Source organism: Aureimonas phyllosphaerae (assembly GCF_047943035.1).
Lineage (GTDB): Bacteria > Pseudomonadota > Alphaproteobacteria > Rhizobiales > Rhizobiaceae > Aureimonas > Aureimonas phyllosphaerae.
Genome location: NZ_CP181348.1, coordinates 3,953,828 through 3,968,883 on the forward strand (window position 1 = coordinate 3,953,828; position 15,056 = coordinate 3,968,883).

14 protein-coding genes and 1 other RNA gene are annotated in these 15,056 nt (G+C 67.9%); all 15 read right to left on the bottom strand.

Annotated features, from left to right (window positions below; all coding sequences use genetic code 11):
- Positions 1-27: 27 nt before the first annotated feature.
- The 15 genes from murG to ACLNGM_RS18975 all read right to left on the bottom strand — a co-directional run bounded on the left by murG (position 28) and on the right by ACLNGM_RS18975 (position 14,951).
- Positions 28-1,131, bottom strand: a complete 1,104-nt coding sequence (gene murG, locus ACLNGM_RS18905; RefSeq protein WP_416356124.1) for an undecaprenyldiphospho-muramoylpentapeptide beta-N-acetylglucosaminyltransferase — start codon at positions 1,129-1,131, stop codon at positions 28-30.
- Positions 1,132-1,140: 9 nt separating this feature from the next.
- Positions 1,141-2,307 (bottom strand): putative lipid II flippase FtsW, encoded by a 1,167-nt coding sequence (gene ftsW, locus ACLNGM_RS18910; RefSeq protein ID WP_090958468.1) that lies wholly within the window; start codon positions 2,305-2,307, stop codon positions 1,141-1,143.
- A 3-nt stretch (positions 2,308-2,310) separates the two neighbouring features.
- Positions 2,311-3,705, bottom strand: coding sequence for a UDP-N-acetylmuramoyl-L-alanine--D-glutamate ligase (gene murD / locus ACLNGM_RS18915; protein WP_416356125.1), 1,395 nt, complete (start codon positions 3,703-3,705; stop codon positions 2,311-2,313).
- An 8-nt stretch (positions 3,706-3,713) separates the two neighbouring features.
- The gene (gene mraY, locus ACLNGM_RS18920; protein WP_090958471.1) at positions 3,714-4,796 is read right to left on the bottom strand and encodes a phospho-N-acetylmuramoyl-pentapeptide-transferase; all 1,083 of its coding nucleotides are present in this window, start codon (positions 4,794-4,796) and stop codon (positions 3,714-3,716) included.
- 3 nt (positions 4,797-4,799) lie between these two features.
- Positions 4,800-6,272 (bottom strand): UDP-N-acetylmuramoylalanyl-D-glutamyl-2,6-diaminopimelate--D-alanyl-D-alanine ligase, encoded by a 1,473-nt coding sequence (locus tag ACLNGM_RS18925; RefSeq protein WP_416356126.1) that lies wholly within the window; start codon positions 6,270-6,272, stop codon positions 4,800-4,802.
- Positions 6,269-7,717, bottom strand: coding sequence for a UDP-N-acetylmuramoyl-L-alanyl-D-glutamate--2,6-diaminopimelate ligase (locus ACLNGM_RS18930; protein WP_416356127.1), 1,449 nt, complete (start codon positions 7,715-7,717; stop codon positions 6,269-6,271). The genes ACLNGM_RS18925 and ACLNGM_RS18930 overlap by 4 nt, the downstream gene beginning before the upstream one ends.
- Before the next feature lie 115 nt (positions 7,718-7,832).
- On the bottom strand, positions 7,833-9,557 hold the full coding sequence (locus ACLNGM_RS18935) for a peptidoglycan D,D-transpeptidase FtsI family protein (RefSeq protein ID WP_090958480.1): 1,725 nt from the start codon (positions 9,555-9,557) through the stop codon (positions 7,833-7,835).
- Positions 9,554-9,910 carry a cell division protein FtsL gene (ftsL, locus tag ACLNGM_RS18940; RefSeq protein WP_090958483.1) on the bottom strand — a complete coding sequence of 119 codons (357 nt, stop codon included), beginning with the start codon at positions 9,908-9,910 and terminating at the stop codon, positions 9,554-9,556. The genes ACLNGM_RS18935 and ftsL overlap by 4 nt, the downstream gene beginning before the upstream one ends.
- Before the next feature lie 3 nt (positions 9,911-9,913).
- Entirely contained in the window at positions 9,914-10,951 is a 1,038-nt protein-coding gene (gene rsmH / locus ACLNGM_RS18945) for a 16S rRNA (cytosine(1402)-N(4))-methyltransferase RsmH (protein WP_416356128.1), read from the bottom strand.
- The gene (gene mraZ, locus ACLNGM_RS18950) at positions 10,948-11,409 is read right to left on the bottom strand and encodes a division/cell wall cluster transcriptional repressor MraZ (RefSeq protein ID WP_090959125.1); all 462 of its coding nucleotides are present in this window, start codon (positions 11,407-11,409) and stop codon (positions 10,948-10,950) included. The genes rsmH and mraZ overlap by 4 nt, the downstream gene beginning before the upstream one ends.
- 502 nt (positions 11,410-11,911) lie before the next feature.
- Positions 11,912-12,305: RNase P RNA component class A (gene rnpB / locus ACLNGM_RS18955), an RNA gene on the bottom strand.
- A gap of 64 nt (positions 12,306-12,369) precedes the next feature.
- Positions 12,370-12,912 (bottom strand): lytic transglycosylase domain-containing protein, encoded by a 543-nt coding sequence (locus ACLNGM_RS18960; protein WP_090958489.1) that lies wholly within the window; start codon positions 12,910-12,912, stop codon positions 12,370-12,372.
- Positions 12,913-13,101: 189 nt separating this feature from the next.
- The gene (locus ACLNGM_RS18965; RefSeq protein WP_416356129.1) at positions 13,102-13,857 is read right to left on the bottom strand and encodes an N-acetylmuramoyl-L-alanine amidase; all 756 of its coding nucleotides are present in this window, start codon (positions 13,855-13,857) and stop codon (positions 13,102-13,104) included.
- On the bottom strand, positions 13,854-14,570 hold the full coding sequence (locus ACLNGM_RS18970) for a J domain-containing protein (protein ID WP_090958497.1): 717 nt from the start codon (positions 14,568-14,570) through the stop codon (positions 13,854-13,856). Before ACLNGM_RS18970 ends, ACLNGM_RS18965 begins: the two co-directional genes overlap by 4 nt.
- A 156-nt stretch (positions 14,571-14,726) precedes the next feature.
- On the bottom strand, positions 14,727-14,951 hold the full coding sequence (locus ACLNGM_RS18975; RefSeq protein WP_416356130.1) for a hypothetical protein: 225 nt from the start codon (positions 14,949-14,951) through the stop codon (positions 14,727-14,729).
- Positions 14,952-15,056: the final 105 nt, after the last annotated feature.

Sequence of the window (15,056 nt, forward strand, 5' to 3'; positions counted from 1 at the left end):
GGCTCCTCTGGTCTTTTCGTTGAACGATCAGCGCCTTGCGGCGGCGTCCGGCATAGACGCCACGAGATCGGCAAGCAACCGCGCGGCTTCGGGAATGCCCTCGCCCTTGGCGGCGGCTGCCATGACCTCGGCCTTGTCGGCGTCGTTGGCAATCATCGTGGTGAGGCCGGCAAGGCGCTCGGGCGTGAGGTCGGCCTGCTTCGAGACGATGGTCCCGTGCGCCGACTGGAGACGCGCCGCGTTGGCCGCCTGGTCGTGGTCGAGCGCGTAAGGATACGGCACGAGGATCGAGGGTCGCCCGATCACCGACAGTTCGGAGACCGTCGACGCGCCGGCGCGGCTGACCACGAGATGCGCCTTGGCGATGCGGGCCGCCATGTCCTTGAAGAAGGGCGAGACGTCGGCGGGAACGCCGATCTCGCGGTAGGCGGCAACGACCTTGGCCTCGTCCTCGGCGCGTGCCTGCTGCGTCACGCGCAGCCGGGCGCGAAGACCGGCCGGCATCAGCTTCACGGCAGCCGGCGCCGCATCGGAGAAATAGCTCGCGCCCTGGCTCCCGCCGAAGACGACGAGTTCGAACGGCTCGCCTTCGCGGCTCGGCCGATAGGGCGTCGTCGCCGCGTCGAGCACCGCCGGCCGAACCGGATTGCCGGTGATCGTGATCTTGGCCGCGACCGTAGCATCCGTGTTCGACTGCGGGATGCCGGCCGCGATCCGGCGCACCCGCGTCGACAGGAACTTGTTGGCGCGGCCCATCACGGCGTTCTGCTCGTGGATCGCGGTCGGAAGCCCGAGTTGCACCGCCGCCATCATCGGCGGAATGGTCGGATAGCCGCCGAAGCCGACGACGGCCGCCGGCCGAAGCCGCTTCATCAGCGCAATCGCGCCGCGATAGCCGGTCCAGAGCTTCAGGCCGGAGCGCATGACCGCCACGGGGTTCTTCGAGCCGAAGGTGGCGGAGGGCACGACATGGGTTTCGTCGGCCGGGAAGCTGCCGGCATAGCGTCCGGCGCGCTCGTCGGTCACGAGGTGGACCGTGTGGCCGCGTGCGTGCAGCTCGTGCGCCAGCGCCTCGGCGGGAAATAGGTGGCCGCCGGTCCCGCCGGCGCACAGGAGAATGGGTCGTGTCATCTTGATGATCTAGCGCGCGGGATAAGGCGCCTGGAAGGCAAGCGTGCGCTCCACCAGCCGATCGGTCTGCGAGACGTTCTCGGCGCGCTTGCGCGTCAGCGCCAGCACGAAGCCGGCCGAGATCGCGACCGCCATCATCGACGAGCCGCCGTAGGAGATGAACGGCAGCGTCATGCCTTTGGCGGGCATCAGGTGGAGGTTCACCGCCATGTTGATGATCGACTGGAGTCCGAACAGCATCACGAGGCCGGAGATGGCAAGCCGGTTGAAGGTGTCGCGCTGGTTGAAGGCGATCGACAGGCCGCGCACCACGACGAAGCAGAACACCGCCGAGAGCGCCATGCAGGAGACGATACCGAACTCCTCGGCAATCACCGAATAGGCGAAGTCGGTGTGGCTGTCGGGCAGCATGCGCTTGATCGTGCCCTCACCCGGCCCCTGGCCGAGCCAGCCGCCCGACAGGATCGCCTCGCGCGCCGTGTCGGTCTGGTAGGTGTCGCCCTCGCCGGTGAGGAAGCGATCGATACGCGAGGCGACGTGCGGGAAAACCGTATAGGCGCCGAGGAAGCCGACGACGCCGACGCCGCCGAGCAAAGTGATCCACACCCAGGACAGGCCGGCCATGAAGAACATGCAGCTCCAGGTGGCCGAGGTCAGGATCGTCTGGCCAAGGTCCGGCTGCGCGACCAGCAGCGCGGTGACGACGAGGAGCAGCATGATCGAGAAGAGGTTGCCCGGCACGTCGGGACGACGCGAGCGCTCCGCGAAGAGCCAGGCGCAGGTAACGACGAAGGCTGGCTTCATGAACTCCGACGGCTGGACGCTGAGCGGCCCGAAGTCCATCCAGCGCCGCGCGCCCTTCACTTCCATGCCGAAGAACAGCGCCATGACCATGACGACCAGCGAGCCCGCCAGCATGATGATCGACATGCGGCGCACGCCCCGCGGCGTCAGCAGCGAGGTCGCCAGCATGGCCGCGATCGAGGGGAACAGGAACAGCGCATGCCGCTTCACGAAGTGGAACGGCTCAAGCCCGATCTTCTCGGCCACCGGAGGGCTCGCCGCGAAGGACAGCACCATGCCGCCGATCATTAGGATCAGGAAGGCGGCGAGGAACCAGCGATCGATGGACCACCACCAGTCCGTGATCAGGCCCTTCTTGGCGCGGCTCGACATGGCTCAACCCTTCGAAGACGGTTCGGTCGCGGGCAGCGCGGCCACAAGCTGGCGGAACGTGTCGCCACGCACCTCGAAATTGCGGAACTGGTCGAAGCTGGCGCAGGCCGGCGACAGAAGGACGACCTCGTCCTCGCCCGTCCGCGCGGCGTCGCGCGCCGCATCCTCGACCGCGACCTCCAGGGTACCGGAAATTTCGTAAGGAATTCGTTCACCAAGAGCGGCGGCAAAGGACGGAGCCGCCTCGCCGATGAGATAGGCCTTGGCGACCCGAGAGAAGAGCGGCTCCAGCGAGGCGATGCCGCCCTCCTTGGGCAGCCCGCCGGCGATCCAGTGGATGCGCTCGAAGCTGCCGAGCGCGGGCGCGGCAGCGTCCGCATTGGTCGCCTTGGAGTCGTTGACGAACAGCACCCTCGCCCGCCGACCGACCTCCTCCATCCGGTGGGCGAGCCCCGGGAACGAGCGAAGGCCGTCCATGATCTCGTCGTCGGAAAGGCCGAGCGCCGTCAGTGTCGCGACCGCGGCGGCGGCGTTCTGTCCGTTGTGGCGCCCGCGCAGCGAACCGATCCCGGCGAGCGGAAAGCGCGCCCTGACCGTTCCGCCCTGCGAGACGCGCACCTCGCCGTCCGCGAAATAGACGCCGTCGTCGAGTGCCCGCTCCTTGGAGATGCGCACGACGACGTTGCCTTCGCTCTCATGCCAGGCGGCAATGCCGGCGCAGTAGTCGTCATCGACGCCGATGACGGCGGTGCCCGCTTCCTGCAGGAGGCGCGCCTTGATCGCGGCGTAGTTCTCCATCGTGCCGTGTCGGTCGAGATGGTCGGGCGTCAGATTCAGGAGGATGCCGACCGTCGGCGCAATCGAGGGCGCGAGGTCGATCTGGTAGGACGAGCATTCGACCACGTAGAAGCGGTCGGGACGGGGCGGCTCCAGCGTCAGCACCGCGACGCCGATATTGCCGCCGAGCTGCGTGTCGCGGCCCGACGCCTTGAGGCAATGCGCGATCAGGGCCGTCGTGGTCGATTTGCCGTTGGTGCCGGTGATGGCGACGAAGGGCGCGCGCGGTGTCGAGGTCTGCCGCTCGCGCACGAAGATCTCGATGTCGCCGATGACCGGCACGCCGGCGGCGTTGGCGAGATCGGCGGCCCAGTGGGGCTTGGGGTGCGTCAGCGGCACGCCGGGCGACAGGACCAGCGCCTCCACACTCCCCCAGTCGAGATCGTGCAGGTCGCCGGTCGGAATGCCCTCGGCCCGCGCCGCTTCCACGCTCTTCGGATTGTCGTCGAACGCGGTGAGGCGCGCACCGCCCGCCTGCAGCGAACGGACCGTCGCAAGACCCGATCCGCCAAGACCGAACAGGGCGACGTTGCGATCCTTGAACGTGTGGGCCGCGATCATCCCGAGCCTCAGCGCAGCTTGAGCGTGGACAGGCCGACGAAGGCCAGGAGCAGGGCGATGATCCAGAAGCGGACGACGACCTGGCTCTCGGTCCAGCCGAGCTTCTCGAAATGGTGGTGGATCGGCGCCATCAGGAAGACGCGGCGGCCGGTCATCTTGAACCAGCCGACCTGGATGATGACCGACAAGGCCTCGATCACGAAGAGGCCACCGATCACGCCGAGCACGAGCTCGTGCTTGGTCGCGACCGCGATGGCTCCGACGAGGCCGCCCAGCGCGAGCGACCCGGTGTCGCCCATGAAGATCGCGGCCGGCGGCGCATTGAACCAGAGGAAGCCGAGGCCCGCGCCGATGACCGCACCGCAGACCACGGCGAGTTCGCCGGTGCCCGCGACGTAATGGATCTGCAGGTAGTTGGCGAAGTTGGTGTTGCCCGCAAGATAGGCGATCAGGCCGAAGGCGGCCGCCGCGATCATGATCGGCATGATGGCGAGACCATCGAGCCCGTCCGTCAGGTTGACGGCGTTGCCGGCCCCGACGATCACGAAGGCGGCGAAGGCGGCATAGAACCAGCCGAGATCGATCAAGAGCGACTTGAAGAAGGGGATCGAGAGCGAGCTCGCGAAGGATCCCTGCTGCGCCAGGATCACCATGACGCCCGCGGCAAGCGCGATCAGGAACTCCAGCCCGAGGCGCGACTTGCCCGAGAAGCCCTTGTGGCTCTGCTTCGTCACCTTGAGATAATCGTCGTAGAAGCCGATCGAGCCGAAGCCGATCGTGACCAGCAGCACCATCCAGACATAGAGGTTGGTGAGCTCGGCCCAGAGCAGCGTCGCGACCAGGAAGCCGGAGAGGATCATCAGGCCGCCCATCGTGGGCGTGCCGGCCTTCTTGAAGTGCGTCTGCGGCCCGTCGGCGCGGATCGGCTGTCCCCGCCCCTGGCGCACGCGCAGGTTCGCGATGATCGCCGGCCCGAACAGGAACACCACGATGAACGAGGTGATCATCGCCCCGCCGGTGCGGAAGGTGATGTAGCGGAAGACGTTGAAGAGCTGCGCGTCGTCGGCGAGCGTGGCGAGATAGGACAGCATGGATCAGGCTCCCTGGCCGAGATCGGAAGGGGCGGACATGCCGGACGCCGCCTCGGAGGGCGGGGTGTGGATGCGGATCAGATCGTCCACGATCTTGGAAAAACCGATGCTCTTCGAGGCCTTCGCCATCACGACGTCGCCCTGGCGAAGATGCCGGACGAGGCTTTCGCGAAGCTCGTCGGGCGTCGCGAACCATTCGTGGCGCACGAGGCGCTCCAGCGCGCCGTCCAGCCCCTTCATCTCCGGTCCGCAGAGGAGCACGAGGTCGGGATGGGCGTCGAGGATCGGACCAGCCAGTTCGGCATGGAGATCGCTCGAGAACTCGCCGAGCTCCAGCATGTCGCCGAGAACGGCGATACGCCGGCCGCTCGGACCCGGCGCGCCCTGCGCCAGAAGCGCGAGCGCGGCGCGCATCGAGGCGGGGTTGGCGTTGTAGCTTTCGTCGATGAGCGTCCACTCGCCGCTGCCGCCGAGAAGCGGCAGCACGTGGCGCTCGCCGCGCCCCTTGCCGGCGCGCCAGGAACTGAGGGACTTTGCCGCCTGCTCGACGTCGGCGCCCAGAAGATCGGCCGCGCCGAGCACCGCCAGCGCGTTCTGAACGAGATGACGGCCGCCCGAGCCGAGCTGAACCTCGACCTGCGTCCCGTCGATGCGTGCGACGATGCGCGAGCCGGACGCCGAGGGCCGGAAGCCGGCCAGCCGATAATCGGCGGTCTCCTCTTCGCCGAAGGTCGTGATGCGGGTGACGCCGGCGCCTTGAGCGGCCTGAATGAGATAGGCCGTCATCGGATCGTCGGCGTTGAGGACCGCGGTGCCGCCGGGCACGACGCCTTCGAAGATCTCGGCCTTCGCCTCGGCGATGTGCTCGAGGCTCTTGAAGAAGCCGAGATGGGCCGCGGCGATCAGCGTGATGACCGCGACGTGCGGGCGCACGAGCTTCACCAGCGGCCGGATCTCGTCCGGGTGGTTCATGCCGATCTCGAACACCGCAAAGCGCGCGTCGGCGGGAAGGCGCGCCAGCGTCAGCGGCACGCCCCAGTGGTTGTTGAACGACGCGGCCGAGGCATGCACCGTGCCCTGGTCGCCGAGCACGTGGCGCAGGGCATCCTTGGTCGTAGTCTTGCCGACGCTGCCGGTGACCGCGACGATGCGGGCCGCGGAGCGGTCGCGCGCCGCCGAGCCGAGGCGCTCCAGCGACTTCAACACGTCGTCGACGACGACGATGGGCAAGCCGATCGCGCCGAGCGCCGGCAGCTTCTTCTCGGCCACCACCAGCATCGAGGCGCCGGCCGCCGCGGCCTGGCGCAGGAACGCGTGGCCGTCGAAGGCGTCGCCCTTGATGGCGAAGAACGCCTCGCCCGGCTGGAGCGTACGCGTGTCGATCGACACGCCTGCGACCGCAGCCGGCATCGCGCCGATGGGCCGCCCGCCGGTCGCTGCGGCCAGCGCCTCGCCGGTCCAGAGCGGCGCGGTCATCGGGCCGCTCCCGCGATTGCGGCGCGCACTTCCTCGTGGTCCGAGAAGGGCAGCGTGTCCGCGCCGACCGTCTGGCCGTTTTCGTGGCCCTTGCCGGCGACGATCACCGTGTCCCCTGCCCGCGCCTGCTCCACCGCATGGCGGATCGCGGCGCGGCGGTCGCCGATTTCCTCCGCCTCCGGCACCGCGGAGAGGATCTCGGCGCGGATCGTGGCCGGCACCTCGGAGCGCGGGTTGTCGTCGGTGACGATCACCACGTCGGCGAGCCGCTGGGCGATCTCGCCCATGATCGGGCGCTTGCCGCGATCGCGGTCGCCGCCGCAGCCGAACACGAGGATGACGCGGCCCGTGGTGAACGGGCGGACGGAGGACAGGACGTTCTCCAGCGCCTCGGGCTTGTGGGCGTAGTCGACGAAGACCGGCGCCCCGTCGGCCGTCGTGCCGGCAAGATCGAGGCGACCCGGCGCACCCTTCAGGTGCTCCAGCGCCGGCAGGACGTCGTCGACGTTGCGGCCCGTGGCGATCGCGAGACCCGCCGCAACGAGCGCGTTCGCCATCTGGAACTCGCCGGCAAGCGGCAGCACGATGCGGTAGAGCTTGCCCGCCGCCTCGATCTCGGCGACCTGTCGGTGGCGCTCGTGCTCCAGCCGCTTCAGCTTCAGGAAGCCGCCGTTGCTGCCGACCGTCATCACGGTGGCGCCGGCCCGCTGCGCGGCCTCGGTGGCCGCACCGGACCAGCGGTCGTCGGCATAGATCACGGCCGGCGCGCCCTTCGGCAGCAGCGTGTCGAAGAGGCGCATCTTGGCGCGGAAGTAGTCGTCCACCGTCGGGTGGTAGTCCATGTGGTCGCGGCCGAGATTGCTGAAGCCGGCAGCCCTCAGCTCGACGCCGTCGAGCCGGCGCTGGTCGAGGCCATGGCTCGACGCCTCCATCGACGCATGGGTCACACCCTCGTCGGCAAGTTCCGCCATAAGCCGGGCGAGCGCGACCGGCTCGGGCGTCGTCAGCGAGCCGTATTCGTCGCGCGTCGGCGAGACGACGCCGGTCGTGCCGATCGAGGCGGCCTTGAGGCCGCACATCGTCCAGATCTGGCGCGTGAAGGCGGCGATCGAGGTCTTGCCGCTGGTGCCGGTGACGGCCACGACATGGTCGGGCTGGCGTCCGTAGAAGCGGGCGGCCATTCGGGCGAGCGCGCGGCGTGCGTCGCCGCTGCGAAGAACGGGAACGGACGGCGAGGCTTCCACGCCGACCGGCAGGAGAACGGCCGCCGCGCCACGCGAGACCGCATCCTCGACGAAGGCCGCGCCGTCGCCCTTGGTGCCGGCGAGCGCGGCGAACAGCATGCCGGGCCGCACCTGCCGCGAGTCCGAGGTCAGGCCAGTGATGTCGACCGTTTCATCGCTAGGCCCCGTGGCGAGGTCCTCGGCCAGATCGCAAAGCTTCATTCACCATCTTCCGCATCGCATGGAAAAGCCGGCGGATGGCCCGCCGGCTTGTCCGGGTTCGTCTCGTGGGCTCGTCCTGTAGAACACGGGGCGAGCCTGTTGAAGCATTTTGACGTCAGTACGACACGAGGAGCGACTTGCCCGTTTCCCCGAAGTCCGGCTTCACGTCGAGGAAGGTGGCGGCGCGGCGCACGATGTTGCCGACCATCGGCGCGGCGTTGTAGCCGGCGGTCGCCGCGTACTTGCCCTCTTCCTTCTTGGGCTCGTCGATGATCGAGAGCACCAGATAGCGCGGCTTCTCGATCGGGAAGGCGCCGACATAGGCGTTGAAGCGCATGTCCTTGGAGTAGCGCCCGGCGACGACCTTTTCCGCCGTGCCCGTCTTGCCGCCGACGTGGTAGCCCGGCGGGTTGGCGCTCTTGCCCGAGCCCGACACGCCATTGATCTTGAAGATCTCGCGCATCTCGGCCGAGGTCTGGTCCTTGAGGACCTTCACCTTGATCTTGTCCGCCTCTTCCTTGGTGCGCGGCAGGAAGGTCGGCGGCACGTACCAGCCGTCGTTGACGATCGCGGCCGCGGCCACCGCCGTCTGGAGTGGCGTCGTTGAGACGCCGTGCCCGAAGGCGATCGTCATCGAGTTGATCTTCTTCCACTGCTTGGGCTGCGTCGGCATCGCCGTCTCGGGCAGCTCGGTCTTGATGCGCGACAGGAGACCCATGCGCGTCAGGAACTCCTTGTGCCCTTCGATGCCGACGAGATCGGCCTCGCGGGCGGAGCCGACGTTCGAGGAATACTCGAAGATCTCGGGCACCGAGAGCGGGCGGCCCTTGCCGTGGAACTCCTTGATCGTGAAGCCGGCGACGCGGAAGGGCGTCGTCGAGAACACGTCATTGTAGCGCACGAGGCCCGAATCCAGCGCCATCGCGGTCGTGAAGATCTTGAAGGTCGACCCCATCTCGAACGTGCCGGCCGAGATGCGGTTGAGGTTTTCCTTCTTCAGCGCGTCGCCCGGAAAGTTCGGGTCGTAGTCGGGCAGCGAGGCCATGGCGATGATCTCGCCTGTCTGGATGTCCATGACGAGGCCGCCGGCGGCGATCGCCTTGTACTTGGCCATGGCGGCGACGAGCTCGTCGCGCACGATGTGCTGGACGCGCAGGTCGATCGACAGCTTGACCGGCTCCAGCTTGTCGTTGCCGGCAAAACCGAGCTGCTGGAGATCACGGAAGCCCGCGTCGTCGACATACTTCTCCATGCCGGCGATGCCCTGATTGTCGACGTTGGTCACGCCGACGATGTGGGCTGCGGTCGGGCCGCCGGGGTAGAAGCGCTTCTTCTCGGTACGGAAGCCGATGCCGGGAATGCCGAGCGCCATGATCTCCTGCTGCTGGCGCGGCGTCAGCTCGCGCTTCAGCCAGGCAAAGCCCGCCTTGGACGACAGGCGTGCGTGCAGGATCTTCGGATTGAGGTCCGGCAGGACGGTGAGAAGCGACTCCGTCGCCTCGTCTGCGTCGACGATGCGGCGCGGCTCGGCAAACAGCGAGGCGGTCTTAATGTCGGTCGCCAGCACCTCACCGTTGCGGTCGAGGAGGTCGGGGCGCGTCACCGGCCCCTGCCCCGCGGCCGAGCGGTAGGTGTCGTTCGGGTCGGACTGCGTGCCGAGATAGACGAGGCGACCGCCGATCACGAGGTAGATCGCGCAGAACAGGCCCGTCGCGATGACGAAGCGCGGCTTGTTGCGCGGCGCCTCGACGCGGCGGCGGCGAAGACCCGTCGTGGACGTCGCGGGCGCGGCGGCGGCGGTCAGCCCGAGCCCGGACAGTAGCTTGCGCAGAGCTTTCATCGAATGCGGCCCTGGCTGGCGGATGCGATCTTGGAGCTGTGCGCGGCCTCCTCGGGAGCCGGAGGCACGGGCACGGCGGGAAGCTGGTTGGGCTCGACGATCTGCTGCGGCTCGACCGGCTTCAGCTGCAGCACGGCGTCGAAGTTGCGCGCCAGCGCCTCGAGGCGGAACGGCTGGTTGAGGAGGCTCCAGTCGGCTTCGAGCAGCTGCATCGTCTCGCGCTCCTGCGCGATCTTGCGGTCGAGCAGCATCACCTCGTGCTCGAGCGATTCGGCCTGATACTTCTGGCCGAAGGTCCACGTCGCGACGACGAGGACGATGGCGACGAGAAGGACGTCGAGCGTCTTCAGCATGGGTCAGGCAGCTCCGGACGGCGGCAGGTCCGCAAGGGATGGCAGGTCGACGAAGGCCGTCGCCTCTGCGTCCCGCCGGGGCGGAAGCGCGGTTCGGACGGCGGATCGCAACTTGGCCGATCGTGCGCGAGGGTTGAGAGCGATCTCCCGCTCGTCGCCGGTCACGGCCTTGTTGCGAGCCTCGAATGTGACGTCCTTATGCTGAACATCCGGTAAATGGCGCGAACCTGACGCCGCCTCCGAGCGATCGCGCAGAAAGCGCTTCACGATGCGATCCTCCAGCGAATGGAAGGTCACGACCACGAGCCGGCCGCCCGGCTTGAGGACATGCTCGGCGGCCACCAGCGCGCGCACGAGCTCGCCGAGCTCGTCGTTCACGAAGATCCGCAGGGCCTGGAAGGTGCGGGTCGCCGGGTCGATGCGGTCCTTGTGCGAGCGTCCGATCACCTTGCCGACGAGACCCGCGAGATCGAGCGTGCGCTCGAACGGGCGCTCGGCGCGGCGTGCCTCGATGGCGCGCGCGATCCGGCCCGCCTGCCGCTCCTCGCCGAGGAAGTTCAGGATGCGCGCGAGATCGCCTACCTTGAACCGATTGACGACGTCGGCGGCGCTCGGGCCGGCGCGGCTCATGCGCATGTCGAGCGGCCCGTCCTTCTGGAAGGAGAAGCCGCGCTCCGCGTCGTCGATCTGCATGGAGGACACGCCGATATCCAGCACCACGCCGTCGAACGGTGCCTCGCCGCGCTCGGCCGCGATCGCCCTGAGGTCGCCGAAGCGACCGGGGTGCAGGGACAGGCGGGAATAGCGCTCGAGAAGCGGCTTGGCGCCCGCGATCGCCGTGGGGTCCCGGTCGATGCCGAGTACGCTCGCGCCCCGGTCGAGGATCGCCACGGAATAACCGCCGGCCCCGAAGGTACCGTCGACGATCCGCTCGCCCGGCTTCGGGTCGAGCGCCTCGAGAACGGGGTCGAGAAGCACCGGAACGTGGCGGACCGGTCCGCCACCGGCCGGCACGAGGGCCGAGCCGTGGTCCGCCATCATTCCGGTGTACTCTCGAACGCGCCTCGGCCCTGGCGGCGCGCGGTCAGCCGCGCCCTCGCTTCGGCCCGATAGGCTTCGAACTGGGAAGGCTCCCAGAGTTGGAAGAAGTGGTTGCGACCGACGAAGGCGACGCGGTCCGTGATGCCCGTGTGCGAGCGGATGAAATCGGTGACCATGATCCTCCCCTCGCCATCGAACTTCAGGAACGCCCCGTCGCCATAGGCGAAGAGCGACATGTCGGCGTAGTCCTCGCCGAAGGGATCCTCGGCGGCCATGCGGGCTTCGTAGCGCTCCAGGAGATCGACGCCGCCGACGTCGATCGCCGGATGCCCGATCGCCTGGAGGGCATAGAGTTCCCGAACTCCACGCCCCGCGAGGACCTGGCGGAAGTGGGCCGGAACCGACACGCGACCCTTGGCGTCGATGTTGTTGATCGCATTGGAAAGAAACCGCTCCACCAACTGCGAACCCCACACCCCGCCCGGCACCGACCCTTCCACCACACCCGCCCCACCGAAACCGGCACAACGGGACCCATCCAAGCAACCTAGGGTTGCACGGTTGATCCGATCTCAATCGATCGAACGAGGTCTTGGTATGCTCGGAATCGGCCCTGAACGGGCCTTCGAATGTGAATTTTGGGATAACATGGGCGTACATGGGGGTCAATGGGATCAGATCGCCCAGCTCCGGCCAAGGACCCCCAGCGCGCCGGGGCGCTCGTATAAATAATCGAGCAATAACAAGTGTTTGAAAAATTGCGTACGCGCGCAACACAGCATGCCGCGTTGCAGCAAAGTCGCGCTCGAAATGTTTGCAAAAGCGGCGCTTGCCGGGTCAGGGCACGACGCTAAAGACCGTCCGCGTCGGCCGCATACGGATGCGCGCTCGCCAGCATGCCGAGGCGTCGTCGGCATCCAGCGGTTGCGGTGGGGGCTCATCCCATGAGCCGGTGGTTGAGGAGCCAGCCGGCCTGTAAGCCGGGTTCTGTGCGACGGCAAAATGCCGTGCGGCGACCATTCCTCTGGGACGCCGCTCGCGCGGCGCCTCGTGCAACCTACCCGGACGACTGGCCCGGAGCGGGCCGGCGGTTGCCCGCCGCGTCGTCCCTATTCGGTCTTGCTCCCGGTGAGGTTTACCATGCCGCGACCGTTGCCGGCCGCGCGGTGGGCTCTTACCCCACCCTTTCACCCTTACCCCGCGACCCGAAGGCAGCGAGGCGGTCTGCTCTCTGTGGCACTGTCCCTGGGGTCACCCCCGCCGGGCGTTACCCGGCACCGTTCCTCCTTGGAGCCCGGACTTTCCTCCCCCGCGGTCTTTCGACGATTGCGGCAGCGGTCGCCCGGCCGGCTGGCTGCGGGCGGTGTCGCCCGGCGGCCGGGCGCTGTCAAGCACCGACGGCCGTTCGCGGGGACCAATCAGAGCGAGGCGAGGACCGTCTTGACCTTCTGGCAATAGCGCGCCGAGGTCGGGTTCATGCGCTTGGAATAGTGCCCGGCATTGTACTTGAGGATCGTGCCGCAAAGCGTGCCGCCGCCACGCCGTTCGGCGCCCGCCAGATACTTCATGCCGTACTTGATGTTGACCGCGGGATTGTAGAGGTCGCTCGAGTCCCCCTCGAAGCCCATGTCCCGCGCGGTCGCGGGCTTGATCTGCATGAGGCCGATCTCGCCGGCCCGGCCGGTCACCTCGACCTTGTAGTTGCTCTCCACCGAGACGATCGCATGGGCGAGCTCAACGGGGATATCGTTGGCCTTCGCCTCGCGGGCGATGATGTCGGCGAACGGACGCCCGGCCAGGGTGTCGTTCGTGTCCTCGACCGGATCGGTCGGCTTCTGCTCGGAGATGGACGGTTCGGCGACGGGCGCCAGGGACGTGGATGAAGCGGTATCGGCTTGAGCGGCAGAAATCTGGGCAAGCAGAAGCGTCGCGGCGCAGGCCGCGGCAGGCAGTCGGTTCATTTTGGTTCCGTGGATTGTCGGCGCGCGTCGAACGGACGAACGGCCGGCCCCCTCAAAAGCCGCCCGGATACGCGGCGGCGATGACGAGAGAGGTTTTGCCGGAGCAATTCACCGCCAATGTGTCGCGGCGATCACGGAACATTACAAGATGAAACAATTCGAGACGGCCGTAAGCCGGCCATACATTCTCTAAAGGATGGACGGCAGGCTCGTCAGGAGGCGGTGAAGCGTCGTGATGGTCCCCATGTCGGCGATGCCGTCCACACGACTCGGCCTGAAGTGCCGTTGAAAGGCCAATGTGTTGAAACGCGTTGCCTCGTCGAAGGTTCCGCTGATGTCCTGGAAATATCCATAAGCCGCGAGCAGCCCCTGATAGGCTTCGACGGGTTGCCCGCTGTCGCCCATCGCCAGGAAGCGGCCGCCGGTCGCTTTAGCGGGCTCGGTCCAGTGGCCAACCCCCGCCGCGAAAAGTTGATCCCACGGGAAGAGTTCGCCTGGATCCTCCTTGCGTGTGGGCGCAACGTCGGAGTGTGCAAGGACACTTTGTGGCGCGATCGACCAGCGCGCGACGCAATCGCGACACAATTTGATCACCGCCGCCAGCTGCGCGGAGGGGAAGGCCCGGTAACCGTGTTCGTGGCCTGGATTGACGATCTCGATCCCAATCGAGCGCGAATTCACGTCATCTCGCCCGCGCCACCAGGAAACCCCGGCGTGCCAGGCGCGGCGGGCCTCCGGCACGAGCTGGAAGATCCGACCGTCCTCTTCCACGAGATAATGCGAGGAGACCTCCCCTTCCGCCCCCGACAGGCGGCGCAGCGCCGCCTCGCCGCTGACCATGCCGGTGTAGTGTAGGAGGAGGATCTCCGGCGTCGCGCCGTTGCGCCGGGCGTCGTGATGGGGCGAGGCGACGACCCGATCGACGAGCGTGCTGTCCGGCATCATGTCATCGCGACCCGGCCCACGAGCGACCACGCGGCGTTGATCGCCTTCATCCGCTCCGTGGCGATCGCCATAAACTCGTCCGGCACGCCGCGGGCGGCCAGCCGGTCGGGATGGTTCTCCTTCACGAGCTCGAGATAGCGCCGCCGGATCACCTCGGGCGGATCGGTCGGCCGCACGCCGAGGACGGCGAAGGCACCCTCCGGGCCGGACTGCACATGCCGCGCCTTCACGCGCTCGAATTCCGCCTCGGTCATGCCGAAGATCTCGGCGACCCGCGCGAGGAACTCCAGTTCCCGCTCGTGGATCGTGTCGTCGGCGCCGGCGATGTGGAAGAGACCGTCGAGCACGTCGCCGAGCAGCGCACAGTTGCCCGGCCCCCCGTCGCACAGGACGCGCATCTTGGCGGCGTAGATCTCGAAGCCTGCCGTGTCCCGGCGCGCCAGATCGTAGAGCCGGAAGACGTTTCCGACCTCTTCAGGTGGAATCTTGAAGATCTCCTGGAAGGCCCGGATCTCCCGCTGGGTGACGACACCGTCGGCCTTCGCCATCTTCGCCGATAGAGCGATCATCGCGACCGAGAAGGCGACGCGCCGGCGCGTCTCGCGGTCGCCGGCATAGGCGGTGCGCACGCGCTCGACGATGGCTTCGATCGCCTCCGCACCGGTGGCGGCGAGGTCACGGAAAAGTTGTGCGAGCGTCGAGAAGATGGACATGGGAGCCGGGTCCTGCCGCCGGTTGGGCGAGTCCCCGCCGTTCTATCCGATCGCGGCGGGCGGCTCAAAGGTCTTGCCGCCACCCGCCGGGCGACCATGAGAAAAGGCCCGCGCTTCGTGGCGCGGGCCCTCCCGGTTGCGCGGGTTTGTCGCGAATTACTGCGTGGTCGTGGTGCCCGTAGTGCCGGTCGCAGGCGTCGTCGCGGTGCCGGTCGCGGGCGCCATCGAGCTGCCCGTGGCGGGCGTCGTGGTCGTCGTGCCCGTGGCGGGCGTCGTCGTCGTGGTCGTTGCGGCCGGGGTCGTGGACGAGCTGTTGTTGTCCGAGCACGCGCCCAGCGCAAGCATGGAGAGGGCGCCGATGGCGAGGGTCAGGGAACGCATGGATCGTCTCCGTTGGTGAACACTGCCCTCACAACGACCGGGACCCGGATGGGTTCAATTTCATCAGTTCACGCCGCAAGACGTGATGTAACACCGCTTGCGATC

Bases quoted from the DNA above. Each gene is read 5' to 3' on its own strand.
- murG (WP_416356124.1), bottom strand. From the start codon at position 1,131: ATGACACGACCCATTCTCCTGTGCGCCGGCGGGACCGGCGGCCACCTA.
- ftsW (WP_090958468.1), bottom strand. From the start codon at position 2,307: ATGTCGAGCCGCGCCAAGAAGGGCCTGATCACGGACTGGTGGTGGTCC.
- murD (WP_416356125.1), bottom strand. From the start codon at position 3,705: ATGATCGCGGCCCACACGTTCAAGGATCGCAACGTCGCCCTGTTCGGT.
- mraY (WP_090958471.1), bottom strand. From the start codon at position 4,796: ATGCTGTCCTATCTCGCCACGCTCGCCGACGACGCGCAGCTCTTCAAC.
- ACLNGM_RS18925 (WP_416356126.1), bottom strand. From the start codon at position 6,272: ATGACCGCGCCGCTCTGGACCGGCGAGGCGCTGGCCGCAGCGACCGGC.
- ACLNGM_RS18930 (WP_416356127.1), bottom strand. From the start codon at position 7,717: ATGAAGCTTTGCGATCTGGCCGAGGACCTCGCCACGGGGCCTAGCGAT.
- ACLNGM_RS18935 (WP_090958480.1), bottom strand. From the start codon at position 9,557: ATGAAAGCTCTGCGCAAGCTACTGTCCGGGCTCGGGCTGACCGCCGCC.
- ftsL (WP_090958483.1), bottom strand. From the start codon at position 9,910: ATGCTGAAGACGCTCGACGTCCTTCTCGTCGCCATCGTCCTCGTCGTC.
- rsmH (WP_416356128.1), bottom strand. From the start codon at position 10,951: ATGATGGCGGACCACGGCTCGGCCCTCGTGCCGGCCGGTGGCGGACCG.
- ACLNGM_RS18960 (WP_090958489.1), bottom strand. From the start codon at position 12,912: ATGAACCGACTGCCTGCCGCGGCCTGCGCCGCGACGCTTCTGCTTGCC.
- ACLNGM_RS18965 (WP_416356129.1), bottom strand. From the start codon at position 13,857: ATGATGCCGGACAGCACGCTCGTCGATCGGGTCGTCGCCTCGCCCCAT.
- ACLNGM_RS18970 (WP_090958497.1), bottom strand. From the start codon at position 14,570: ATGTCCATCTTCTCGACGCTCGCACAACTTTTCCGTGACCTCGCCGCC.
- ACLNGM_RS18975 (WP_416356130.1), bottom strand. From the start codon at position 14,951: ATGCGTTCCCTGACCCTCGCCATCGGCGCCCTCTCCATGCTTGCGCTG.